The organism is Fluviicola chungangensis, from assembly GCF_007558725.1.
In the GTDB taxonomy this organism is placed as follows: Bacteria; Bacteroidota; Bacteroidia; order Flavobacteriales_D; family Crocinitomicaceae; genus Fluviicola; species Fluviicola chungangensis.
In genome coordinates this window covers 564,423-588,952 of the sequence record NZ_VLPL01000002.1, presented here as the reverse complement: position 1 = coordinate 588,952, position 24,530 = coordinate 564,423, and the positions used below count along the sequence as shown (strand labels likewise).

General features: G+C 41.9%; 20 protein-coding genes. 5 read left to right on the top strand and 15 right to left on the bottom strand.

The window, feature by feature from the left end:
* Nucleotides 1–9 precede the first annotated feature (9 nt).
* The gene (locus FO442_RS06125; RefSeq protein ID WP_144332273.1) at nucleotides 10–390 is read left to right on the top strand and encodes an SPOR domain-containing protein; all 381 of its coding nucleotides are present in this window, start codon (nucleotides 10–12) and stop codon (nucleotides 388–390) included.
* 51 nt (nucleotides 391–441) lie between these two features.
* Here FO442_RS06125 and FO442_RS06120 read toward each other — a convergent pair whose 3' ends face one another.
* Together FO442_RS06120 and purT are read right to left on the bottom strand one after the other, a co-directional pair.
* Nucleotides 442–1,608, bottom strand: coding sequence for a BaiN/RdsA family NAD(P)/FAD-dependent oxidoreductase (locus tag FO442_RS06120; protein WP_144332272.1), 1,167 nt, complete (start codon nucleotides 1,606–1,608; stop codon nucleotides 442–444).
* Nucleotide 1,609: 1 nt separating this feature from the next.
* Nucleotides 1,610–2,776, bottom strand: coding sequence for a formate-dependent phosphoribosylglycinamide formyltransferase (purT, locus tag FO442_RS06115; protein WP_144332271.1), 1,167 nt, complete (start codon nucleotides 2,774–2,776; stop codon nucleotides 1,610–1,612).
* Nucleotides 2,777–2,934: 158 nt separating this feature from the next.
* On the opposite strand from purT, the gene FO442_RS06110 reads away from it, so the two are divergent.
* Nucleotides 2,935–3,735, top strand: coding sequence for a polyphosphate polymerase domain-containing protein (locus FO442_RS06110; protein ID WP_144332270.1), 801 nt, complete (start codon nucleotides 2,935–2,937; stop codon nucleotides 3,733–3,735).
* A complete protein-coding gene (locus FO442_RS06105) occupies nucleotides 3,707–4,372 on the top strand; it encodes a DUF4956 domain-containing protein (RefSeq protein WP_144332269.1) in 666 nt (221 codons plus the stop codon). Before FO442_RS06110 ends, FO442_RS06105 begins: the two co-directional genes overlap by 29 nt.
* Before the next feature lie 232 nt (nucleotides 4,373–4,604).
* On the opposite strand, the gene FO442_RS06100 is transcribed toward FO442_RS06105, so the two are convergent.
* Nucleotides 4,605–7,514: an AsmA-like C-terminal region-containing protein gene (locus tag FO442_RS06100; RefSeq protein ID WP_144332268.1), complete on the bottom strand. Its 2,910-nt coding sequence runs from the start codon at nucleotides 7,512–7,514 to the stop codon at nucleotides 4,605–4,607.
* A gap of 77 nt (nucleotides 7,515–7,591) precedes the next feature.
* On the opposite strand from FO442_RS06100, the gene FO442_RS06095 reads away from it, so the two are divergent.
* Nucleotides 7,592–8,437 (top strand): outer membrane beta-barrel protein, encoded by an 846-nt coding sequence (locus FO442_RS06095; RefSeq protein WP_144332267.1) that lies wholly within the window; start codon nucleotides 7,592–7,594, stop codon nucleotides 8,435–8,437.
* A 154-nt stretch (nucleotides 8,438–8,591) separates the two neighbouring features.
* Here the strand turns inward: FO442_RS06095 and FO442_RS06090 are convergent, their stop codons facing one another.
* Nucleotides 8,592–12,353 carry a tail fiber domain-containing protein gene (locus FO442_RS06090; RefSeq protein ID WP_144332266.1) on the bottom strand — a complete coding sequence of 1,254 codons (3,762 nt, stop codon included), beginning with the start codon at nucleotides 12,351–12,353 and terminating at the stop codon, nucleotides 8,592–8,594.
* A 12-nt stretch (nucleotides 12,354–12,365) separates the two neighbouring features.
* Nucleotides 12,366–13,334, bottom strand: a complete 969-nt coding sequence (locus FO442_RS06085; RefSeq protein WP_144332265.1) for a T9SS type B sorting domain-containing protein — start codon at nucleotides 13,332–13,334, stop codon at nucleotides 12,366–12,368.
* Nucleotides 13,335–13,720: 386 nt separating this feature from the next.
* Between FO442_RS06085 and FO442_RS06080 the strand changes: the two genes are divergently transcribed.
* A complete protein-coding gene (locus FO442_RS06080) occupies nucleotides 13,721–13,969 on the top strand; it encodes a helix-turn-helix domain-containing protein (RefSeq protein WP_186279936.1) in 249 nt (82 codons plus the stop codon).
* A 30-nt stretch (nucleotides 13,970–13,999) separates the two neighbouring features.
* Here the strand turns inward: FO442_RS06080 and FO442_RS06075 are convergent, their stop codons facing one another.
* The 10 genes from FO442_RS06075 to FO442_RS06030 form a co-directional block, all read right to left on the bottom strand.
* Nucleotides 14,000–15,067 carry a T9SS type B sorting domain-containing protein gene (locus FO442_RS06075; protein WP_144332263.1) on the bottom strand — a complete coding sequence of 356 codons (1,068 nt, stop codon included), beginning with the start codon at nucleotides 15,065–15,067 and terminating at the stop codon, nucleotides 14,000–14,002.
* Nucleotides 15,068–15,443: 376 nt separating this feature from the next.
* Nucleotides 15,444–15,794, bottom strand: a complete 351-nt coding sequence (locus FO442_RS06070) for a hypothetical protein (RefSeq protein ID WP_144332262.1) — start codon at nucleotides 15,792–15,794, stop codon at nucleotides 15,444–15,446.
* Entirely contained in the window at nucleotides 15,784–17,061 is a 1,278-nt protein-coding gene (locus FO442_RS06065) for a TolC family protein (protein ID WP_144332261.1), read from the bottom strand. The genes FO442_RS06070 and FO442_RS06065 overlap by 11 nt, the downstream gene beginning before the upstream one ends.
* Nucleotides 17,058–18,347 carry a putative HlyD family type I secretion protein gene (locus FO442_RS06060; protein WP_144332260.1) on the bottom strand — a complete coding sequence of 430 codons (1,290 nt, stop codon included), beginning with the start codon at nucleotides 18,345–18,347 and terminating at the stop codon, nucleotides 17,058–17,060. Before FO442_RS06060 ends, FO442_RS06065 begins: the two co-directional genes overlap by 4 nt.
* Nucleotides 18,348–18,349: 2 nt before the next feature.
* Nucleotides 18,350–20,566 carry a peptidase domain-containing ABC transporter gene (locus FO442_RS06055; RefSeq protein ID WP_144332259.1) on the bottom strand — a complete coding sequence of 739 codons (2,217 nt, stop codon included), beginning with the start codon at nucleotides 20,564–20,566 and terminating at the stop codon, nucleotides 18,350–18,352.
* A complete protein-coding gene (locus FO442_RS06050) occupies nucleotides 20,563–21,321 on the bottom strand; it encodes an OmpA family protein (protein WP_144332258.1) in 759 nt (252 codons plus the stop codon). The genes FO442_RS06055 and FO442_RS06050 overlap by 4 nt, the downstream gene beginning before the upstream one ends.
* On the bottom strand, nucleotides 21,312–22,397 hold the full coding sequence (gwsS, locus tag FO442_RS06045) for a grasp-with-spasm system SPASM domain peptide maturase (RefSeq protein WP_144332257.1): 1,086 nt from the start codon (nucleotides 22,395–22,397) through the stop codon (nucleotides 21,312–21,314). The genes FO442_RS06050 and gwsS overlap by 10 nt, the downstream gene beginning before the upstream one ends.
* Nucleotides 22,394–22,585 (bottom strand): hypothetical protein, encoded by a 192-nt coding sequence (locus FO442_RS06040; protein WP_144332256.1) that lies wholly within the window; start codon nucleotides 22,583–22,585, stop codon nucleotides 22,394–22,396. The genes gwsS and FO442_RS06040 overlap by 4 nt, the downstream gene beginning before the upstream one ends.
* 3 nt (nucleotides 22,586–22,588) lie before the next feature.
* The gene (locus FO442_RS06035) at nucleotides 22,589–23,572 is read right to left on the bottom strand and encodes an ATP-grasp domain-containing protein (protein ID WP_144332255.1); all 984 of its coding nucleotides are present in this window, start codon (nucleotides 23,570–23,572) and stop codon (nucleotides 22,589–22,591) included.
* Nucleotides 23,569–24,468: a hypothetical protein gene (locus tag FO442_RS06030; protein WP_144332254.1), complete on the bottom strand. Its 900-nt coding sequence runs from the start codon at nucleotides 24,466–24,468 to the stop codon at nucleotides 23,569–23,571. Before FO442_RS06030 ends, FO442_RS06035 begins: the two co-directional genes overlap by 4 nt.
* Nucleotides 24,469–24,530 lie beyond the last annotated feature (62 nt).

Sequence of the window (24,530 nt, the reverse complement as noted above, 5' to 3'; positions counted from 1 at the left end):
GCTATTTGTATGAAAAAGGTGATTTTGATCTCTGCGTTATGCATTTTTTCGTATTCCGGAAATGCACAGGTTACGATTGTAAAAGACAGTAGAATTGACGAATTGGTAAACGCCCAAGGGCAGGGAGCAATGCAGGAAATCAACGGATACCGCTTACAACTGGCATTCGATTCGAATAGATCGTTTATCGATGATGCACGCTCACGTTTCTCAGCGCAATTTCCAAAGGTCGATACCTACGTCGAATTTGTTGCTCCACATTACTTCCTGAAGGTTGGTGATTTCCGGACACAATTGGAAGCTGAAAAAGTAAAAGCAGCCACTGCTTCGCAATTCCCCACCGGATTTATCGTAAAAGAGAAAATTAATTTGCCGCGGATCGACCAGTAATTATCAATTTTTGACTGATCAATTATCAAGCTTGTTCTTCTTGATAATTATCTAATTCATAATTGATAATTTTATGGCTTTGCCAGAAACGTATCCACTCGAAACACATCCCTGTATCAGGTAGCCACCGGTAGGCGCATCCCAATCGATCATTTCACCTGCCACAAATACGTTCGGAAAGCGGTTCAATTCTCCGGACGCTGAAATTTCGGAGACCGAAACTCCGCCGGCACAGGAAATCACTTCTTCGATCGGACGGAAACCGCGAATGCCAATCGGAAATTCCTTGATTGCTTTCGCCAATTCTTTCGGGTTTAAGAAACGCTCCTTGGAAACAAAATTCCGGATCCAGAAAATGGCTACTTCTCCCAATTTCAATTCTTTCAGTCCTTGCGACGGATTCTTGGCCTTTTTCAGCACTTCGAAGACTTTCTCAAGGCTCATTTGAGGTTTGAGGTCGACTTTAAATACCGGTTTTTCCATTTTCCGCAAAGCTCCGTTGACCGCATAGACCGGTTTCCCTTCCAGACCGTAACTTGTGCAGACCAAATCGCCGGAGCAACTCTGGTTCCCGCAGGTAACCCGGATATTTTTCAGGATCTTCCCTTCCAGGTCCCCCAACCAGTTTTCATACAACACCAAACCGGAGTTACTCGCCTGGAACGGAGTTAATTCAATCATTTTCTGTTCGAAAACAGCTGTCCATGCCCCATCCGAACCCGTAACCGGCCAGGATTTACCGCCAAGAGCCAAAACCAGGTAGTCAAAATCCATTTTTTCGGATTTTCCCTCTCGCTCAATCACTGCTTGTTTGTGATCGAAGTTCACAAACCGGGTATTCAGTAAAAACTGCACCTTCGGTTCCAGGAACGATTTCCAGGCATTCAGGACCTGGATCGGTTTGATGTCATCCGCCGGAAAAATTTTGCCCGATGACCCGATTTTGGTCTCAACACCAATCTGTTTGAGGAATTTGATCCAGTCCTTGTTCGAAAACTGCCTGATTGTTTGCCTGATCCATTCGGAATCGTATTTGTCACGGAATTCACTCGGAGTTTCCGAATGTGTTAAATTAAATCCGCCATCACCGGCCACCAGGAATTTGCGTCCCACGCTTGCTTTGTGGTCCAGCAAAAGAATTTCACAATCGCTTTTCAGCAATTGGGTTGCAGCCATTAGACCCGCAGGTCCGCCGCCAATAATTAGTACACGTTTCAAATCAGCGATAATTAATCGTGATCTTCTTCGCCAATTCTTTCGCTTTATCAGTAACCAGATCCACTTCCTGATCACCCGAATACAATACAACAGCCATTCTTCTGTACGGTCGCGTAGTAGGCTTTCCGAAAATCCGTACATCCGAACCTTCCTCCTGCAATACCTCTTCCAAACCGGAAAAAGTAGGTGCATGATTGGATTCTTTATCGGCCAAAACAACAGCACTTGCACCGTTCTTTAAAGAAACGATAGAAGGGATCGGTAATCCGAGAATGGCCCGTGCATGTAATTCAAATTCACTGAAATTTTGTGTCCCGGCAAGTGTTACCATACCCGTATCGTGCGGACGTGGCGATAATTCGGAGAAATAAGCCCCATCTTTTGTGATAAAGAATTCTACTCCCCACAAACCTGACCCACCAAGTGCTTTCGTCACTTTAGCTGCCATTTCCTGGGCTTCCTTCAAATGTTCCTCATTCATCGGCATAGGCTGCCAGCTTTCCTGGTAATCTCCGCGTTCCTGCCGGTGACCAATTGGAGCGCAAAACAAGGTCTGACCGTTATGCTGTGTTACGGTTAAAAGTGTAATCTCGTAATCGAACGGAATGAATTCTTCTACGATTACTTCTTTTAAATCACCACGTGAACCTTCAATAGCATAAGTCCATGCGTTGGAAATCTCTTCTTTCGAACGGATTACGGACTGGCCTTTTCCGGAGCTCGACATCAGCGGTTTTACCACACATGGAATACCAATTTTCAGGACTGCCTGTTCAAATTCCGCTCCTGTTTTTGCGTACAGGTAATTAGCTGTTTTTACTCCCAGATCCTTAGCCGCCAGGTCACGGATTGCCTTGCGATTCATAGTGAAATTAGCTGCTTTTGCAGAAGGAATGACCTGGATTCCCATTTTCTCGTATTCGTAGAAACGCTCCGTACGGATTGCTTCGATTTCCGGAACGATCAAGTCAGGACGGTGTTTTGCAACAATGGCATCCAGTGAAACCGCATCCAGCATATTGATGACTTCAAACGAATCTGCAACCTGCATGGCCGGAGCATTTTCATAACTGTCAACAGCAATAACTGTCTGACCCAAACGTTGTAAGGCTATTACCAGTTCCTTTCCAAGTTCACCCGAACCCAGGAGTAAAATTTTCTTTTGCATGACACAAAAGTAGTGTAAAGAGTTTAAAAATTGGAAAGGGGTTAAACTAAAGTTCAAAGGTGTTTTAAGGAAATCTATATTGAACTATTGAAGTAAATTGAATAAACTTTTGGCGGAAAATCACGTCATATGTAATATTAACTATATTTGAAATTAGCATGAAGGGAAAATTAACTGATTTATTACATACTTACCATGGCATTTCATTGGAAGAATTGTCTCGTGCTCCCTTAATGAACCGTGTGGACGAAAAGTTTGCTTTCCCGATCAGTAAACTGGAGGCTTTCCTGGATGAAATGCGTCCTTATTACGATGTTTTGAATATAGACGGAAAAGTAATCTTTGATTATACCAGCCAGTATTTCGACAATTCCAGCTATTCCTTTTTCCAGGATCATCACAAATCCATTCCCAATCGCTTCAAAGTGCGCATCCGTACATACCTGGACAGCAACAAATCCTATCTGGAAGTCAAAGAAAAAATCAAAGGAAGAACGGACAAGAACCGCATCAATATTGATGGTTTCACTTCTGATTTCTCAGAACACCACCGTTCGTTCTTAATGGACAGGCTGCGAAGGAAGATGGATTTGAAACCCGTCATGGTTAACAGTTATCGACGGATCACCCTGGTGAATAAACTGGCCGAAGAGCGTTTAACCATTGATTTTGACATTGTGAATGGCACACTCGAGGCACCCGAATGCAAGAATCAGACACTTTCGGATGTTGTTATCGCAGAATTAAAACAACCCAAACTTGATCGGACTTCTCCTTTCTATCAATTAATGAAACGCGAATTGATCCGACCCTTTCGCATATCTAAATTTTGCTTCGGCATGATTGACCTCTACGAAGAAGACCGGTTAAAGGCAAACAGGTTCAAAGCAAAAAAGCTACTGATACAAAAACTAATAAACAATTCATCACATGTTGCTCTCCCATCAGCCGGACTATAAACTATTCGGCATTTCCTTTTTCAATGAAGACCTGTATGCGCTTCTATTCAGAATGACCGTCAATTTGGTGGTTCTGCTCATCCTGATCAGGTTCATGTATTACACCAAGGCACGCCGAAAAGACTACCTGTTCACCTATTTTTTGATCGGGATGATTACTTTCTTCCTGTGTTTCGGATTGAAAAAACTCGATATCGACACCGGAATGGGACTCGGACTTTTTGCCATCTTCGGAATCCTGAGGTACCGCACGGAAGGAATTGAGATCAAGGAAATGACTTACCTGTTCCTGGTAATCGGGCTCTCGGTGATCAATGCCTTGGCCTCCAATAAAATCTCCATGTCCGAAATGGCTTTGATGAATGGCTGCCTGATTTTATTAACAGCCGGTTTGGAATACTTGTGGCTCTTAAAACACGAAACCCGGAAGATCATATTATATGATCGCATTGATCTGATCCAACCGGAAAAATACCACGAAATGATGGCGGACGTTCAGCAAAGAACCGGTTTAAAGATTAACCGCATTGAAATCGGTAAAATTGATTTCTTACGCGATGTGGCGCAATTGATGATCTTCTACGATGGAGACATTCAATCATTCGGTACCGGATCCGGACCAATTGATTCGGAGTAATTACGAAACCATTTTAAATAGTATGGGCGCGATTAATCGCGCCCATACTATTTTTGAATTTAATATTATTATTATGCATTGTCCTAAAGTTTAGGTGATTTTTTTAGAGCACGCAGATTATATGGACTCCGACATGGTCGGAGCGCAGATTTTGATTATATATTATCTGCGTAATCCGCGACATCTGCGTGAAAAATTGTTTATCACCTATATTCTGGGACACTACTTATTATTATTTCAAAGCATCCGCTTTTTCCTGGGCCTTTTTCATGATGTTATCAGCCTTGGTCTGTGCTTCCTGGTCCAATTTGTTTGCGCTGTTATCAGCTTTCTTTTTAAGCTCTTTACACGTACCTTCCGCGAGTTTCTTTTTCACAATGTTTCCTCCCGCTTCATCCATTGCCGCAGTACATTGCTTGTCTGCTTCCGCACGGATCTGGTCACCCGCTTTCTTCGCTTCCGCTTTCACTTTGTCCGCTTCTTTCTGCGCATCGGCCAGGATCTTGTTCTTCTCTGCGACCAGGTCTTTTTTCACCTCATCCACCTTGTCTTTTACCAGGGTTTTCACAGAGTCCTTCGCTTTATCGACCAGCTCCTTTCCTTTCTCCTTCAGGTTGTCTTTCAGGTTCCCGGTTGCTTTCAATAAGGCTTCTTTGAAATCGGTTTTGATCACCGGCTTGGTCACCGTTCCGCCAACCAATGCATTGACCGGAATGATGTCCGGAATAGATCCGATATTCAATTTCGGAGAAATACCATTCACTTTTGCGATTCCCGACTCAGCCGCTTTGATAATTCCTCCCGGGATCATAGTTTTCGGCACCTGCATCACCATTTTGTAATCGATTTCCTGGGTAAATGCAGTAGATCCCGTCACTTCGGTATCAATGCCGCTCAGTTTGATCTTCAGCGGCTTTTTCAGGCTCATCTTTCCATCCTTAAAGCTGAAGAATGCCTTCACATCTTTGAATGTCTGGTTGGAAATCTTATCCATGCTCAATGCATCTCCCAGTTTCTTCAGAGGTTCAAACCCGCTTACGGTGACCATATTCGTAAAGAAATCTCCGTCTCCGCTCAGGGAATTGTATATCGGTTCCAGGGCTTTTGTCAGGTCCCCCTTCATATTCAGGTCGGAACTGAATTTCCCTTTTGCATATTTGGCAACCGGCGCCAATTTCCCGATCGTTAAGAAGTGGGAAGTAATTTCCTGGATATCGATCTCTTTCAATTTGTAACCCAAATCAATTGCAGGCTTGTTGTGGTCCTTGGAGCTATAGCTTCCGTGAAGGCCAACTGTTCCACCCATTGTATTCATGGTCAACCCATTCAGGGAAGCCACCTCTTCTTTTACGTTCACATTTCCCTTCATGTTATGGATGTCGATTCCATTGTAGTGCAGTTTCTGAACATTCGTATTCAGGTTGAAATCCACGTTCTCGGGAATTAACAGGGGTTCCGCATTCGGGTCAACCGGGGCAGGTTCTGCGGATGCCGGATCTGCAGCTGCAGTGCTGCTTGAAGAAACTCCCATGATCTGATCCAGATCCAGGTTGTTGCTGTTGAAGTTGAATGCTCCTTTCAGCAACTGGTCTTCTTTTTTTGTTCCGAACAGGTAGCCCAGGTAATTGTCAATGGTTCCATCCATGGCAAAATCGGATTTCCCCATACTCGCATGCATTTTTTCCAATGACAGGTTTTGCGGACTGAAACGGAAAGTCAGGTCTTTCACATTCACATCTTCATTCAGATCCTTGGATTTGTACAGGAAGTCGAACAACTCGATCAGTCCCTTCGCATTGAATTTCTCATACTGCTCTTTTTCAATGGAGCTCATGCGGCCGTTCAATGCCACATCGGCATTCAGTTTCCCTTTGTAAGACTCTCCTTCTGCCAGTGGCATGACTTTACCGATAGTTGCCAGATTGACCTTGGCTTTCAGTTTGGAATCAATCAGCGGGTCTGTCATCGGATTTCTCAATTTCAGGTTCGCGTCAATCAGGTTTCCAACAAACTCGGAGTGGAATTTCGTTACATCCAGTGTCATTTTGTCCAGGTTCGAACCTCCGGCAAATTTGGAGCCGGCATCCACCGTAATGTTGCTGATAGAGCCCAGTCCCGCGTATTGGATCATCGCCTTTTTCACATTCAGACCGAAATCCCAGCCCGGAAGGTTTTTCTCGTCCAAACGGCCTTTGACTTCCCCGTTCATCTTCAGATCTCCCTTTGCCACCATGCTCTCATACCCGCTTTGGTAGAAGCTCGGCACCAGCGACAATAAATCTTTGAAGCTGATTTCTTTCGTATTCAATTTCAGGTCCATTTGGTCGTGATCTTTCAGCATTTGGTAGAACCCGTCGAGTGACATATTGAAATGATTCAGTTTGAAACTGTTCTCTTTTAAAGTGAACTTGGAATCATCCTCCTTGAATTCCATCAATAAATTCACGTCTGCGTCTGTTTTTACTTTCGACAAATAGCTCAGGCCTTCCATTTCGAAGGTCAGCTCATCCATCTGCGTACTGGTTTCAAAATCTATGATATCAGCTGTCAGATCACCGGATCCCGTATGATTCAGGTTTTGGATATTGGCATACATATCGGAAGCCTGGTCGTCGTAAACGATCTCAATATTTTTCAGCGAGTATTCCTGCAAAGATAGTTTGAACTTGGACGGCTCCTGGTCTTCAACCGGCCGGTCTTCTGTTGGAATAACGATATCGTAGTTCGCTTTTCCGTCCGGGTCCACGCGCACATCGAACTTCGCATCCGAGATATGCACCTCGTCAATTTCGATCTCATCGCCACCGATTACATCCCATAAACCTACATGTGCCTCAATAGTTTTGACACTTGCCAACTCTACGCCCTTAAATTCCGTTCTACCTGTTACCTTCGTGTCATACAATTGGATAGTGACATTGGGGAACGTGGACAGAAAGGTCAGATCAAAGTCTTTGATAGTTACATCAGCCTTCAGGGACTTACTCACTTCTTTCAAGACCATTTCCTTAATCTCATCCTTGAAAATGATAGGGATCAGGATGATTGCGATCAATAAGAATAACAGGGTAAATCCTGTCCATTTGAAAAGTCTGCGAATGAAACTTTTCTTCTTTTTAGGCAATTTTTCTTTTCTAGACATTGATAGGTATTTTAAGTGTAACCATTTTTTTTAACCAAAGATTGTATCTTTACAATTCTACCAAAAATAAGCTTTTCATGAAACAATTAGCAGTCCTGGCCTTATTAATTTTTAGCCCCTTTGCGAATCATGCGCAAATCTCTACCGGGAAGGTAGAAGACGCTAAAAAGAAAAACGCAACCGAATCGGGTAAAGCAGACAAAGATCCTTCTCAAAAATACGATCCGGATGCCGGATTGATGGATTTCACTGCGTTCATCGGAGCGGGTTACAGTATCGGATCTCACAAAATTGAAACAAACGAAGGCTTGTTTGGCAGGCCGGTAGGAAAAAGAGCCGACGAAAACATGATCAACCGCTGGACCTACCAGGTCGGTGTCCGCAACCGCATTCACCGCTTCTGGACGTTTGAGGCCGGACTGGCAATCGACCGCTACGGGGAATCATACAAATACGAATCCACGACCTCAGACAGTGCCTATTCCTACGACCGTGCATACAACATGCTTGCACTCCCGATCCAAATGTACTTCACCTACGGAAAACGTGTGCAGTTCCTGGCAGGTGCCGGCATTCAGCCCTATATTCCGCTAAGTATGAAAACGAAAACAACCATCCTCGATTCACTGGGGAGCGACGTGAGCCCGGAGGATGCAAAAACCATCGAAGGATTGAACAGTGCAGGGATCAACCTCCTGTTCTCCGCAGGGATCCAGTACCGTTTTTCAAGATACTTTTCGGCTTACCTCATTCCCTGCTATTCCCTGGGCTTAACCAATATTTACGGGAAACAGGAACCGCACAAAGAGTGGCTGAATGCCCTCAATATTCGCTTCGGAATGGCTGTCCATTTCCCGGAATCCGAAAAAACCCGGACGAAAAAAGAAAAAGACCCGAAGGCAAAGAAAGTATTTCAGTGGTAAAATCAATCTGTTTATAAAACAGCAGAGGCGCCCGCTCATGTGGTGACGCCCCCAGCTATTACCGCCCTGGTTTGATAAACCATCCTTGTGGTGTAATTCACAAAGATGGGTTTTATAGAATGAATGCAGGGAATTTCCTCCTATTTTATCAAATCTATTGTTTCATCATTTTCTTCGTTGCGACAACTTGACCATCTGCAACCAAAGTGTAAGTGTAAACACCGGTACTCAAATCAGATCCGAATACAGTCACACTGCCAAGGCCTCTTTCTATAACATCAACTGAATTCATAAAGCGACCATTTCCATCGTAGAAATGAATTTGCGCCTTCTTCACCGTTTCAGGAATAGAGAAGTTGATAATGGTTTGTTCTGCAAACGGGTTCGGTACGTTCTGATCCAATACAATTGCATTGCGATTACTCAATGTCACATTTAGGTTCTTACGAACTTCTTCCTGTGTTTCAGGTGTATTTGCCTGGATTGCACTGTGGCTCAATTGACACAAGTAAGGCAAGATTCCGGACAAACAGTTTTCCAATTGAGTTAATCGGTTATTCAAATCATCAATAGTAGATTGCTGAGACGCATTTTCTGCTGATAATGTATTAATAATTGTTTGCTGAGTCGAGTTTTCAGTTATTAATATATTGAAAATAGAATCTCTTACTTCGATTGAATCATTCATTTCCTGAATTGCTTCAGCAAGGATAGGAACAACCTTATCATATTCAACATGCAATAAGCTGTCATCCGCCAAGTAAGTTAATCTTGGATCGATCTGTGCAATTTCCTGTGCGATGAAGCCAACGTGATTTAAACTGTCCAGATTCATTTCAGGATTTACTGCATGATTCCAATCGTAAGACACACCACGCATATCTAACACCTTGTCCAATGAACCTGTTAGATCCTGCACGTTTGTTTTCATGGTTTGATCTGAAAGTGTTGCCCGATCAACCTTCTCGTTTAATTCAATGATTGCCATTGTATTTACTGGAATCATTGCATTGTAGTTAAGTGACTTATAGGGTACTGCCGGGAAAGTCTCAACACCTAAAGAATCGTATTGCGCAGGATGTAAACTTTCATGAACTAAATTCGGGAATACAGTTTCAACTTCCTGTGCAATAAATCCAAATTGCAAATTGGAGTCAAAACCAAACTGCGAATAATTTACATTATCCATATAATAAGAAACTGGCTTAAGTCCCTGAATCGATTTCAAACTTCCAACCAATGGATTAACATTCGTTTTAAACTGTTGATCAGAAGGTGTGGTAATAAAGCTAGTTGCTTCAACAGGACCTGTAAAATATCCTGCTCTATTTATAGGATTATTGGTGTTACCATATATATTAGAATAAACACCAATGGTATAATTAGCTGTAGTTGACAGAACATCACTGAATACCCCATACGCAGTTCCTGTTCCGGAGCCACCAATTTGAGCATGTAAGCCATAAACCTTATTATTACCAGTACCTTGTGCATGTATATGAACTCCTGCAGTAATATTTGATCCAGCAACTCCAGTTGCATTAAAATTACCACCATAAGTAGATTTTCCTCCTCTAGCGGCACCAGCTACACCAACATTGAGTATGGGCAGTCCTCCAACATCACAAGTACCGACTATTCCTTGATGACTTGAATTACTTGTACTATTCCCATGGACCATGACTAAATGACCTTCTGATTGTGTTTGTCCAGCTTGAACACTCCACTTTGCACCACTATTAACAGTGTTATTACCGAATAGTTCCATGCGCTGCCCAATAATCTGTCCATTGGATGCAGCCTGATTCATAGAAATATTTAAGGCAATTGGAACAGAATACGGTGTTGTTGGAGTCATTGTGATATCCAGCTTAGCGGAGGGTGCGGATGTCCCCAATCCTAAACGGTTGGCGTTTCCATCGTAGCCTGGAGCATTCGTGAATATTGTATTAAAGTTATTCATTGGTATTTCACGGTTACTTAAAAGCCTACCTGGTGAACCGACCTGATTCAAATCCTGTCCAAGTGAAACTTTGGTTGTGTCGATTGTTGAAAGGGATGTACCATTATGTGCCCCGAAAGATCCCATCGGGCCGTCATCACCCTGGCAGTCAAGTGCATCCCATTGACCATCATTATTAATATCTTCATTGCTTTCCGGGATACCATTCCCATTCAAATCCCAGCAAGACAGACCCTTTGGGGCATACCCCCATCTTAAAACTCCAGTGCTATCAACCATGACAAATTTATCCACCGTGCTGTCTCTAGCAAAAGCAGGATCAGGTAAATAGCGCAAACGTGCATTTCCTACCACGTCTAATTTTTGTGTAGGCTCCCCGCTAACACCAGATGCGGTAAAGTCTCCGATCCCAACACGCCCGTAGCTTTTCTCGTTTCCGATCAATGTACCGGAAGCATCATAGATGGGATGGGTATATACCGTTGCAGGATACATTCGCATCATTTCCAAACCATTATAACTGGTTGAAGGTGCTCCTTCCGGATTCACATCAAATACATGGCCTGTAAAAATAAAGCGCATGTTGTCTACCTGAGTTGGGGAGGTGGCTTCTCTGTCGGTTCCCCATGCAACAACTGCATCTAATTTATCATTGGTTTGAGATACTGTTGATACAATAGAATCACGTGGTTTCAATCCGATCCAAACATGGTCGCGTTGATTACTTGTCAACATTCCCAAATCCATCCATTTGCGGTAGCCTTGGATATTAAATAGACCTCCATAATCGTATCCCAAGTGTAACAAACTTTTAGGACGAAGAAGTGGAGCGGCCCCTGATTCGCTGATTGAAATTCGGGTAGCATTGGAAGAAGCTGTTAAGCCATCATAAAGTATCGTGTTGTAATTGGTGCTGAGTGCCCCGATAGAAGTAACCCGAAGGCGTTCGTTTGACTGAATATTCGGTGTTGCATCGTCTTCAGTCTGGACAATAAAACTGGATGCTTCCTGCCAGCGCAGGTAACTGTTTAAGTAACTAACTCCGCCGGTATTGAATACATCGTTGTCAATTCCGAATCGAAGCCCATCCGTAGCGGCTTCACCTTGTCCTACGATATCAGAGGAAGCACCATTGGCCCTGCGGTAAGTGATCTGGTGAAACCCGTTTCCTTCAGCTCCGTTTCCTGCAACGAACTGGAAACTCTGGTGCAACAAAGACATTGGCCGCGCATAATTTACGCTGCTGCCGATATTGATACCAAAAGTATTTCCCAACCCCATAGCTCCTTCGCCTGTGAAACGGGCGATGTGTCTGCCGTCCATATCATCCGCATTGGCAAAATTGGTATTGTAGGTACTCCCGCTTCCTTCTGTATACCGGAAAGTGAGTTCATCCGGCCCGGAAATCGACCCGGCATTATCTGACCAGGCAATGGTGGTTTCCGTAACATCTTCCCCGGTCCCCAATTGCCGCAACCCCATATAGGACAGATCCGAGTTCCCCGTTAAAGTAATCCCGGTTTTCATCCACGGGCGGAAACCGAACTCCTGGATGCTCCCGGTGCTTTGCGTGTTCAAATGCAACAGGGAAAAGGCACCCATGTTAGTGTAGAAATTATTCAGGTTATTGCCCAAAAGCATGTAGCCGGTGGTGTTGATCCCCTGATTCCAGCCAAAACCATTGATATTATATTGATTTGGCCCAGAAAAAATTCCGTTTAATTTGGTTCTGTAATTGTTACCGGAACTGAAGGTATTCCCGGTAACGGTGTAAATGGGTGAATTCCACATCGTACCGAAAATATTGTTCCCGGTTGTGGTGTTACCTGCCCGGCTCCAATAATCCCCGTTTGTTTGCCCGCCATTGGGCGGAGTGCTGATTGTGGGCACAACCTGTGCCTGTGTTGTTAAAATACTCAGGGTTGTTAACCCCAAGAGTATGATTCGTTTCATATTTAATAAGTGTTACCTTATCAACTGAATAAAACCCGTTTTCGAAAATAGTTCAGAGTTGTACCTGTAATAATAAACCCCGTCGGTACATTCTCCTCCGTTCCAGCTAAAGGAAATTCCTTTTTCGTGGTATACGGTATTCCCCCATCTGTTGACAATGGTTAGTTCTCCTTCTGATGGAGAGTTGTATTCCCAAATGTCATTTATCCCATCATTATTTGGTGTTATGATATTCGGAAGCGAATAATCACAGTTCGGAACAACCCCGATTTCAGTTAACGAGACATTATCAATATAATAATACCCCCCCCCCTCCTCGGGAAATCCAACAGGAGGCTGAAAATTAACTGTATCATTCTGTACATTGTCAAAAAAATAACCAATACATAGGTATTGTTCATTTCCGGAGGCAATAAAATTACCTTCAACTTTCACCCAATTAAGCGTATCTACCAAGATTCCTTGATTATTCAGAATTTGAGGGTTTAAAGTGATTGCATCCCAGGTGGTCGAATGAATAGGGTTCTGAGTAAATAAAGCTCCCAATCTCGAAAATCCATAACGGGAATAATTGGCAAAATTCACCTGCATTTCAAAATGATATTCAACGCATGGGGTTAAGAGATCCAAAAGTTGTGTTTGTATATATTCGGAACCAAAATATTCACCAGAATTAATATACCAATCTATTGGGAACAACCCTACATAACTATTTCCTTCAAACGTTTCCTGATACCCCCAAAAATTGTTCGGTACACCTACTCCGGTATTATTACAACGATTAAAGTAATCGCTTGTTCCCATGGTTGGCTTCCACCAGCCTTTACAGAGTTCCAACTGCCCATTATTTAAATCATTTGAAACAGGACAGGAATAATATTCCTCAAACCCTCCATTATAGACCAAGTTGGTCTGTGCAAAACCAAAAGGGAATGCGAATAGGGTTAAAAAAAGAATACTATAAAAAACAGGTTTTATCAATTGATAAGAATTGATTATAAAATTAGTAAAGAATCTCTATCATTTCAAGATTCAATCGTCCACACCCGGTAGACGACTTAATATATCAAAGGTTGGATTATTTTCTCATTGACTTTCAGTTTATAGGGTTAATAAATAGTGATTACTTTGCCCATTCGGGTAATGAATTTTCAAAGTGCCTGCATCCCGCAGACAGGCCAACTTAAAGTTAGATGGCTCCGCCGGTGAATAGTTTTAAATAAAGGTTTAATGTTTTCAGTTGTGAATCGTTGCAAAATTAGTTTTCGGGAACGTAAGCTATTTACGCTCATCATTAATACTCAAATATATAATTAATTCGGACACTTTGTCCGAGCTATTGTTTTTTTCATACAGCACCTTTGAATGTGAGTAATGAAAAAGAGAGAATCGTAATCAAACAGATCAGTGAAAAGATTCGGCTTCGCAGGGAAGAATTAGCTATATCACGATCTTTATTAGCATCAGAAACCGGTTTGGATGAAAAACAAATCCGACGCATTGAAAATTATGAATCTACTCTTCCAATTGTAACATTGCTAAAAATCTGCTTTGTTTTAAAACTAGATATTGATTTTCTTAAAAAATATCTGGAAGACGATTCTATTCTTTTATAATCAGGTATTCCAAAATATCCGCTTCTTTCATCATCTCATTAACTGAATAAAACCTGTCTTTTGAATTTTGTTATCTAATTCTAATGTGAAACGGTAAAAATATAACCCATCCGATAATCCCTCTCCGTTCCATATTGGATTTTCACCATTGAGAATTGTAACAATATCTCCCCATCTATTAGATATTATAATTTCATTGATAATCCCTAGGTAATTAGAAATATCCAATTCATCATTAATATGATCATCATTTGGTGTAATAATATTTGGAAAAACAATATTCTTGGCATCGCATAATTCCGTAGATACATAATTTAATTCTACAAGCGAGATGCTATCCACATAATATAGTGCCTCTTTAACTTGAATCGACGGTCCAAAATCTTGTAAAAACAAAGTATCCAATGTGACATTATCTCTAAAATAACCAATTGTAAGATACCTCTCAAATCCATTTGCAATAAAGGTTCCTTCGATTTTAGTCCAATTGGATGTATCAATGATTGGAACCCCGTCATATATTATTTGAGGCTCTTCAATTATTGAAAGCATAGTAGATAAGTAATTATCATCAGTGGAAAAAAAAGCTCCGATATCTCCGACACCATAACTACTGGCTTCTGCTAACGATACATACATAGAAAATCTATATCTTACACAAGGTTTTAATGGTTCAACTAATTGAGTTCTGAAATATTCATTACCTAAATTTTCACCGGTAATGTTCCAGGATATTGCTCCGAAACCAACGTACCCGTCCCCCTGGAAAGCTTCTTGATATCCCCAAAAGTTTGAAGGTATATCTACGATTCCATTATTACAGCGATTATAATAGTCTGGAGTGGATTCAGTTGGTCTCCACCAATTTTCTACGCGTTCGAATTGACCATTGTTAAGTTCATTACTCGTTGGGCAAACGGTGTATTCCTCAAAGCTCCCGTTTGGAACCAAGTTTAGCTGCGCTTGTAATGGTTTCACAAGCAAGAGAAGGAAAATAGTGATATAAAAAACAGGTTTTATCAATTGATAAGAACAGTGATAAAATGAATGAATTCCCACTAACCAAGCCAATGGCAAGGCTTCTTTGAGTAGATACAAAAGAAGGTGAATAGTTGGATTGTCTGAGTTGCAGTAATTCTAGTTTGGTTTAACATTTCTAAGTTAGATAAATATTTTTAAACCGCTCAAATAATGAGCGGTATGTTTTTATTCATTATTCACCCGTAGGCGCGCTGTATCAGGGTATATGTATTATTCCCACCCAAGCCATTATTGAAGCACAATATTTTCTATTTTACCGCAGATGCACAGATTTTTTTGCTCGGCTACCGCACTCGCTTTTTCAAGTATAGAAAGAATTTAAAAAGATTTCCAAAAAAGAGGCGACTGGTAAGCGCCTCCCATTATCTGCGTATCTGTGGTAAAAAATAAGAATGGGTGTGAATTGTGATTAATTCCCGCTGTATCGCGCACTTTAATTGGCCATTTTCCTGCCGTATACCTCATTCCGCCGCTTCAGCAATCCTTCCAGGATCTCTGCAGACAAATGAGTTAGTGCTTGTTCGTCCGGTACCAGCTCTGCGTCATTCACGCGCAGCGTTTGTTCAAAATACCATTCCTCCAGTTCTTCGGAAATAGTGGCTTCCTTAAATCCGGCCAGGATAAAAATGCTGCGGTGCAGGTCCAATTGCAAGGGAGTCGTGTCCAACCCGCTCAGGCTCAGGTGATACAAATGCCGCTGCACCTTTAAATCGTCCGCAATGAGACCCATCAGTAATCTAAACAGGTCCTCAAAAGAAATGTTCAGTGAATTGTCAGTATTCATAGTGTTCTAATAGTTGGTTATCCAATTTCAACCGTTCGCATTCCGCGAGCTTCACCTGCCATTCCATCAGAGCCGCTTCCAATTCGGGATACGTTAATCGGCCTTCCCGGTAGAGCAGGATGCTTTTGGTGTAAATCATTTCCAGATTGTTAATCTGTTGTTTGTTTTGTTCCAGTTTTGCTTTCAGGTTTAAACGCGCCTGCCTGTGCTCTAACTGCCTCTTTTCCAAAAGCTGATTGGTCAATTCCACCTTACCGGTTAATTCAGTCTGCTTAATCCTGCTTAGTTGCCTGGTTTTAAGCCATTCGCCACGATTGAACAGGGGAATATTCAGGTAAAACCCGATTCCTTCATACAAATTCTCCCGGATCTGACCAAGATACGGTTTTGTTGGAGTCCCATCCAGCAAATAGTTCTTATTATTGGTTGAAAAACCGGTACCTACCAATCCATTCAGTGAAATAACCGGGAACAGTTTAGACCGTTCGATCTTCCATTGATTTTCCGTTAATTCCAATTCCGCTTCAACCAATTCCGCCAGGTAAACCTCTTCGAATTGCACCTTTTCTTCGCTAACAAACAAAGAAGAAATATCGACTGTATGTTCAGTATTAAGTGGCAACCCCATTTGGAAGTTCAGATCGATTTCCATTAGTTTCGCTTCGTGCAGAAGATTCACCAATACATCCTGTTCGTTCAGCAGCGAATAGTGACTCTTTAAGGTATCTATTGCATTTATTCGTCCTTCATTGATCAGCAATTTTTGAATATCCTGGATCTGCTTGTATTTTTCAATACGCAATTCCGCCAACTCTGTTCGTACTGAAAGATCACACAAAGTCAGGTAGGTTTCGACCGCACGGATCTTTAATTCATTCAACTTCCTTTTCAACCCCGTTTCATCCCTTTCGATGCTTGCCTTTAAGAAGTTTCGTTTATGGAAATAAGAAAACCCATTCACTATTGGAACGCTTGAATTCAATCCAAACGATTGGGAATTTACGGAACTTGTGGCGAATGTATTTGTGAACGGATCCAATCTTCGACCAAAAGAGGTATTGACTCCGGACGTTGCATTTAACATGGGAAGTAAGGTCCACCAATGGAATTGCAGCGTGACTTTCGCACTGCTGACCAGGTTCACTTCCGTGAGCGTTTGCAAGGAATTTTCTTCGACCTTGTCCAGGCAGGATTGTAATGAAAGTACCCCCTGTCCATACGCAATAGAACCGGCCACTATAAATCCGATGAAAACATTCCACTTCATTTGATCAAATCGGTTAATTGTTCAAAGAAACGCGCCAGCAAGCGTTTGTCCTTTGTAAGGATCTTGACTTTTCCTTTCAATTGTACTTTCGGCGGAATTTCTTTGTTGTAAGTGGTTTTTAATGGATGTTGCAGGATTATTTGAACTTCGTATTTTCCTTCTTTATCCATTTGAGTTAAACTGTTTACTTTCCCTTCGAGCATTCCAAATTCCGTTTTCGGGTAATCAATGAGCTCAATAAATGCTTTCTGACCGGTTTTCAACTTCCCTGCTCCCGAACTGGAAATACGCGCAACAGCCCGGTAGCCTTTTCCTTCCGGAACAATCACCAGGGATGCTTCGCCTGCCTTGTAAAACCGGTTCACCTGCAAAAGCTTATTAAAAAGTATCCTTCCGGAACACGGCGCAATCCAGACTGCATGCTTCTCCCAATTTTGAAAACTGTTCCGAAGGGCCGCCAGGTTCTTTTGAATTTCAACCGCATTTTGCAGTTTTTGCAATCTGGCCTCATGTTCCAAACGCAACTCGTCTTTTCTCAGCGCATTCAAGGCAATCAAATTTTGAACCTGTTGTTCTCTTTGAGCCTGGACAGTTTGCATTGCCTGCATCTGCAAGCGCATATCCTGGTTCAGGGTTTGTTTCGAAATTGCTTGTTGCTCCGCAAGCCGTTCACTTCCTGCCCGTTGCTCTGCAATCATTTCGTATTCATCTTCCGAAAGCCGGATTTTCTTTCCTGATATCAGTTGCAATTGTTCGCGGTAGGAGATTTCTTTCCGGATGAAAGCCAATTCCCTGGCACTTGTATTTTGCTTGTATTCATTATTCCACAATCGAATATTGAAAAGGAGCGCGGCCCACTGTTCCTGGAAAGCTCCCAAATAAATTTGTTCTTTAAATTCAGGAATAAACGCTGGAAAATGTCCCTTCATTCTTTCAAGCACATCCAGGTAATGCGTTGCTGTCAAAATGTCTGTCTGTTTAGCCTGAACATCAAACTGAGCGATCAGATCACCAGCTTTTACTTCCTGATTTTCCGTAACATTCAATGTTTTTAACTGAATATAACTTTGGTTCGATAATTCAATGGGTGCTTGCGACGATGTTATCGACACTTCACCACTTATTTCATCGGGATAACGAATGAACCAGGCAAGGACAATTAAAACCAATAAAGCGATGAGAAGAACTCCGTTACCGGATCTGACGATCCAGGAAGGCGGATTTGAAAGCATTTCATTCATCTGCTCGCTTTTCAATTCCATATCGATGTCTCTTTTCTCTTCCATAATCAGGAATGGATTTCAGCGCTTCCGCTTTTTTCCAGATCAAGTTGGCTTTGGACCAGTGCATAGTATGTACCTCCTATCGCAATCAATTCTTTGTGGGTACCCCTTTCCACCAATCTGCCCTGATCCAATACAACAATTTGGTCGGCATTTTTTACCGTACTTAACCGGTGCGCAATCACTACCGCTGTTCTTCCCCGGAAAAACCGATCCAGGTTTTCCATGATTATTTTCTCGTTTCTTGAATCCAGTGAACTGGTCGCTTCATCAAAAAAAAGAAAGCTTGGATTCTTATAAACAGCCCTTGCTATCAAGATGCGTTGTTTCTGACCGCCACTGATCCCTATTCCCTCATTCCCGATTTTAGTGTTGTAATTCTGCGGGAGTGACTCAATGAATTCCCGGATATTAGCGACTTCAACGGCGTGCTTTAATTTTTTCCAATCAACCATTTCTTCTCCCAATGCAATATTATGTGCTATGGTATCATTAAAAATGTATCCATCCTGCATGACCGAACCACAATTTGCTCTCCAGACTTGCTGCGTAAAATTTTCCAAGTCCATCGAATCTATGCTGATTTTTCCACTCGTGGGTTCGTAAAACCGCAAAAGCAATTTCATCAGGGTCGTTTTTCCACTTCCGCTGGCACCCACAATTGCAGTCAAACAACCGGATTCAATGGTGAGATTTATTCCTTCCAGCACATTCTTTTCTGTTCCTGTGTATCGAAAACTGATTTCTTTCAGCGTCAGATCCTTTTTCTCCGGAAGCCTGTTTAATCGTTGGGAATCTTCCGGTTCTTCGTCCTCTTTGGTATGAATTTCATTCAAGCGCTCAAGCGAAATTTTAGCATCCTGAACGGAATAAATGAATCCGAGGAACTGGGAAATCGGGGTATTTAATTGTCCGATGATATAGGAAATGGATAACATCATCCCTAAAGTCAGATCTCCGTCTATAACCAATTTGGCAGTATAAAAGCTTACAAGAATGTTCTTTAGTTCATGAATACAAGTTGCTCCGTTGCTTTGGAATTGTTCCAGGCGGAGACTTTTTATCCGGAGTTTGAATAATTTTACTTGTATTCGTTCCCAAGCCCAGCGCTTTTGTCTTTCTGCATTGTGTAATTTGATTTCCTGTATTCCTTGTATCAGTTCTACTATTTTTGACCGGTCTTCTCCCCCTTGTGAAAAACGTTCATAGTCCAGGTCTTTTCGTTTCCTGAGAAAAAATCGGACCCACAGGAAATAAATCCCGCTTCCTGCCAGGAACATAAAAAAAACCGGTAAACTATAAATAATCAATACCAGGCTGAAAATCAAAAAATTGAAAAACGAAAATAAAATATTCAGAGTTTGATTTGTAAGGAGTACTTCTATCCGGGAATGATCATCGATCCGCAGCATCAGATCCCCCATTTTCTTCCCATCAAAGAAAGAGATCGGCAGTTTCATCAATTTTACCAGGAAGTCCGATACCAATGAAATATTGATCCGTGCGCTTAAATGCAGTAAAATCCAACTCCTGGCAATGTCGGCGCTCATCCTGCCCAGGAATACAGCTAATTGCCCGAAAAGAATCAAATACAGGAAGTGAATGTCTTTATTTTGAATTCCGATGTCTACCACACTTTGTGTTAAGAAGGGAATGATTAGCTGTAAAAGACTCGATGCCAGTAATCCGAAACTAAGTTGAAACAATAATCTTCGGTACTTTTTGAGGTAGCTGAATAAAAATCGGAAGCCATTTCCGTCTCTTACTTCTTCGGCCTCTTTTTCCCCGAATGAAGGAGTAGTTTCAAGCAGTAAACAAACGCCTTCTTCAGTACGTTCATCGGCATGTGCCCCGATCCAATTCTTCAGGAATTCACTTTTTGAATAAATCAATTTCCCCCTTGCCGGATCAGCAACGTAAAATCGGTTTCTTTTAATCCGGTACAAAACAATGTAATGCCTTTGATTCCAAAAACACATACAAGGCATCGGGGCATTTTGAATGAGATCCTGTAAATCGATTTTTACCGCCAGTGTCCGGAATCCGATCCTTTCAGCTGCGCTGCTGATTCCCTGAAGACTGCTTCCCAAACGGGTGGTTTCGGAAAGGTTCCGCAATTTATCCAGCGTAATGGAACGACCGTAATGCCTGGCAATCATCCGAAGGCAGGTTGGCCCGCAATCCATAGAATCCGGCTGCATGTATATTGGAAAAGCTCTCACTTGCGTTCGGATTTAATAAAAACAACATCCACTCGCATGTTCCTGCTTTTATTGATTTCATTGGATTCCGGAAAAAGTTTCGCTTCGTTCGAATATCCCTTACAACTGATCCTGTTTGCTTGAATTCCTTGCTCAACCAGGTAACTTTTTACCTTTTCCGCCCGGTCCACAGAAAGCTTCATATCCGGTTCACAACAAACATGCCCGTTTAGTTTGATGCGAATTGTCGTATCACTTTTCATCAGCATTTCAAGAATTCTCATGTTCTCCATGGAACCCTTCACGATATTACTGCTTCCGGAATGGAAATTGATCCGAAGGTTTATCGGAACATTGTACTTAATGGTTGGCTTTATTTCGTATACAAACACATCCACTCTGCGAAATGCCTCTTCGTCATTCCGGCTCGTTCTTCTTTCCTCGTTCTTATTCAGTGTGTCTATGATGAAATCTTTCATATTTGATGACTCCACAAGTTTCAAAACGGAACCCAATCTTTTTGACGCGAGGGCTTTATTGTATGAAACGCTTCCGATCGTATCTGTGTAAGCAACAAGTTTGATTTTCCCGTATGCCAGTTTGCGGTGATTGACCTTATTCAAAAATGCAGTTGAGTTTCGCACTACGGAACTTCCGACATCAAAGGAGATGGAAACGGAATCGGCTAATTTGATTTCAGCGAATTCCTGCGCCTGCAAGCCCGAATAAGAAAACAGGCTCAAAACAAGTATGAATGCATATAATTTCATCCCCATATTCTTGTATTTATTTCATTGATTTTTTCTTCCGGAATAAATATCCCGTCATTTTCGATGCGTATACCGCAATCCTGTTCTGATAAATAGTTTTCTTCCCCTTTCCAAAGACTGATGAATGGATTATAACCACATTTGGAAGGCTTGCCATTTTCTGCATTATCCATTGTAAAGGCTCTGCAATCGGTACAAATTGCCCGGAACTCGCAGACGGAACAAATACTGATTTTATCTTTTGTCAATCCCCACTTTTTTTGAAAATCGTTTCCTGCAAGCACTTCTGAAAAAGAAGTATGATCGACATGACCAAATGTCACGTTCATGGAAGGGCAATTCGCAATCAATCCGTTTTTATCAACACTGATCTTGTGAGCCAAACAACTGTTGTAATTCCTGCTGCGTATATATGACTGGGTATTCGGTCTAAAATAGTTCCTAGAGATATTCCCGCAATGTTCCTGCGAAACCGCTTCCTGTCCGGTAAAAACCAGCTTGTAAAAATCCACCTCCAGCTCAAACCCTTCCGAAGCGTTGTAAACAAGGATCGTACTCAATCGAAAAAAGCGCTCATTCAAGGATGAATCCAACAAAGCTTTCAGGTCCTTATGAAAAGGAACCAACAGCTGAATGGACTCAATGGTGGTTTCATTGCTAAATACTTGCAGCAATCTGAGGTTATTCACCACTGAATAAAAGTCCAGAAATCTGACTTCCAGGAACTGTGTCCCCAGTTCATCCAATTGGTCTAAAACAGCCGGAAGGCTCCATGAAGAATTCTTGTCCAGTTCAATTATTGCATTATTAATTTTGGAGGCAGGATAATAATCTGTTGGAAGTGGTGTTAAACAGGCGGCAATCTCCCGGTCAACAAACAAACCCAGTTCGTTTTCAATAATAAAATTCGTATATTCTTCAACCGCCGAAACAGCAGGATACTCCAAATAATCAACCAGGTCATTCGGAACCAGATGAGCTGCTGCTTTTTGCAAATCAACAAGCATCGAACGATTATATCCCTTCACCGGAATCACATTCGGATATAACTTCAATACCTGCCCGTTTTTAATTGCGTTCATATTTTTTTGGAATAATCAATTATCAGTGAAATGGGTGACAGCGGTTCGTTCAAACACTCCAACCGGTCCATTTTTAGTTTTTGGATAGCAATCCTGGCCCGTTCTTCCTTTTTTTTCATTTTCTGATCAAGATCTGCAACCGGGAAATTTTTTGATAAAAGCGCATCCGCTGTGTTAATTCCTTCCATTACTCATTTGTTCATTAAAAATTTTGCGACCTGGTAGTCGACGTTCGAGTTGGTTGTTTGAGAAACTGCACCATATTGCCCGTTTGGATTGACTTCCAGGAACACATATCTTTTATCCGTTGTAACCACGATGTCAAGCGACCCGAAATTCAGATCCAGTTTTTCCATGAGTCTTTGAACCTGTTCCTCAATGGTATCCGGCAAAGTATAATTGCACATTCTCATCCCTGAGTCGTATCCCAACCGGTAATCCAATGCCGCAACTTCCCGGCTTTGGGAAAAAATTGCCTCCGAATAAACGCTACCATTCAAATAAATGGCCCGTATTTCAAACAGTTTATCCAGCTTCTCCTGGAAAAGGCTCAGATCAAAAAAATCTGGCAGCGATTCCAATTCGGCTTCGCCCACTGAAATAGTATATCCCATCCGGTAACTGTCCGCTTCTCCCGATTGACTATAATTGACGCATTCAAATGGAAATGCGAGTGATTTTGTAATAATTCCTCCCCTGCAGTTTTTCCAAAATTCCAGCAAGTGTTGTTTGGAGCCTGTAATCAGTGTTCCGGGGATTTCAATATTCAGAGAAATGCATTGTTCCAGGAATTCAATTTTATTGTAATTACCAAATCCAAATTTTCCCAAACATCTTTTAGCATGAAAACACCTTTGGATTTGTTCGTACCGGGTATTCATGTGCTCCCGGGAATACGTTTTCAATCCTTCCTGGGAAAATTCACCTGTCCCGAAACGATAAACCTGGATGTCCGTTCTCCTGTACCAAACAGATTTTAAATCACTGGAATCGCATACGAACCGATGGTTTTTGTAGATCCGGTAATCAAACTGATTCCGATTAATATTAATAAGGTATTCCAATTCAATCGCGTCATCTTCCAAAAACACTTCAAATGGTTCCTCATAGTTATTCAAATAAGAAAGAACGATCCGCGAGTTCAAATCAGCCCGTTCCGTAAAAACCAGTATCATCTGAACATCAGTAATTGTGTAGGAATCGGGCAATTCTTAATCAAACCGATTTTTAAACGGTTCGCTGCAATAGCTTGCTTCTGTTTTTCCGTAAGATTTAAATTCGCCGGAACCGCCAGCATTCCATAATCCTGAGGCAAATCCCTTACAGAATTATGCCTGTCCAGCCACAAAGCATAGTAACTCGGAGGCATCCTGCCTTGTATTACTTCATGCAGCAAAACAGGTTGCATTTCGTCAAAAAAGGCCTGATTATAGGAAGAATGAACTAGCAGCACGAATGCCTGGGAAGAGTTGCCCGGCAAAATCCATTCACCGGGATAACCCAGTTTGTAAATAATCTCCTTAAATGCGATCATGTTGACGGAATCGGTTTGTGCTATTTCCCGGTTAACAGCAACGGTATCAATAGGCGTATCCGAATAAAATTTCATTCTCGGTACCTGGTCTGCTTCCAGCATGGTCTGCAAAACAAGCATCAGGGAATCCGTATTGCTTCTTTTCAGTTTCGCAAAATTGTCAAAACCCTGCTGCACGAATTTTTGCTGTTTAGCGGTGTAGCCCTTGTTTATTTCTCCAAGGTCGATCTGTTTTATCTGAGTGAGACAAGCCATATCAAATCCGTAATTCGACCACGCCTTTCTCAAACATTTGGCACTTTTGGTTCCTTTTCCCTGTTTCTTGTAGCAATGGGCCATGAGAATGTATTCCTCGCAATACAGCTTTCCATATTTCTTACTCACTTTTGACAATTGGCCCAAACATTTCGAATAATTCAAACTGTCAATTGCAAAGCGGTATGCCACATCGCAATCCGTTTTGTATTGAATGTGATTAAATTGTCCGTAGGAACAGGCACTAACAAGCATGCCAAACAGGAAAAGTACCTTTTTCATTTTCTATTGGTTTATTTTTTGGAATCCCCTGCTTTCGTCTAAAGCAGGGGATTATGATCAAA

Excerpts from the sequence above, each read along its gene's own strand:
- FO442_RS06125 (WP_144332273.1), top strand. The coding sequence starts at position 10 with ATGAAAAAGGTGATTTTGATCTCTGCGTTATGCATTTTTTCGTATTCC.
- purT (WP_144332271.1), bottom strand. The coding sequence starts at position 2,776 with ATGCAAAAGAAAATTTTACTCCTGGGTTCGGGTGAACTTGGAAAGGAA.
- FO442_RS06110 (WP_144332270.1), top strand. The coding sequence starts at position 2,935 with ATGAAGGGAAAATTAACTGATTTATTACATACTTACCATGGCATTTCA.
- FO442_RS06105 (WP_144332269.1), top strand. The coding sequence starts at position 3,707 with ATGTTGCTCTCCCATCAGCCGGACTATAAACTATTCGGCATTTCCTTT.
- FO442_RS06100 (WP_144332268.1), bottom strand. The coding sequence starts at position 7,514 with ATGTCTAGAAAAGAAAAATTGCCTAAAAAGAAGAAAAGTTTCATTCGC.
- FO442_RS06095 (WP_144332267.1), top strand. The coding sequence starts at position 7,592 with ATGAAACAATTAGCAGTCCTGGCCTTATTAATTTTTAGCCCCTTTGCG.
- FO442_RS06090 (WP_144332266.1), bottom strand. The coding sequence starts at position 12,353 with ATGAAACGAATCATACTCTTGGGGTTAACAACCCTGAGTATTTTAACA.
- FO442_RS06070 (WP_144332262.1), bottom strand. The coding sequence starts at position 15,794 with ATGAATACTGACAATTCACTGAACATTTCTTTTGAGGACCTGTTTAGA.
- FO442_RS06065 (WP_144332261.1), bottom strand. The coding sequence starts at position 17,061 with ATGAAGTGGAATGTTTTCATCGGATTTATAGTGGCCGGTTCTATTGCG.
- FO442_RS06060 (WP_144332260.1), bottom strand. The coding sequence starts at position 18,347 with ATGGAAGAGAAAAGAGACATCGATATGGAATTGAAAAGCGAGCAGATG.
- FO442_RS06050 (WP_144332258.1), bottom strand. The coding sequence starts at position 21,321 with ATGGGGATGAAATTATATGCATTCATACTTGTTTTGAGCCTGTTTTCT.
- gwsS (WP_144332257.1), bottom strand. The coding sequence starts at position 22,397 with ATGAACGCAATTAAAAACGGGCAGGTATTGAAGTTATATCCGAATGTG.
- FO442_RS06040 (WP_144332256.1), bottom strand. The coding sequence starts at position 22,585 with ATGGAAGGAATTAACACAGCGGATGCGCTTTTATCAAAAAATTTCCCG.
- FO442_RS06035 (WP_144332255.1), bottom strand. The coding sequence starts at position 23,572 with ATGATACTGGTTTTTACGGAACGGGCTGATTTGAACTCGCGGATCGTT.
- FO442_RS06030 (WP_144332254.1), bottom strand. The coding sequence starts at position 24,468 with ATGAAAAAGGTACTTTTCCTGTTTGGCATGCTTGTTAGTGCCTGTTCC.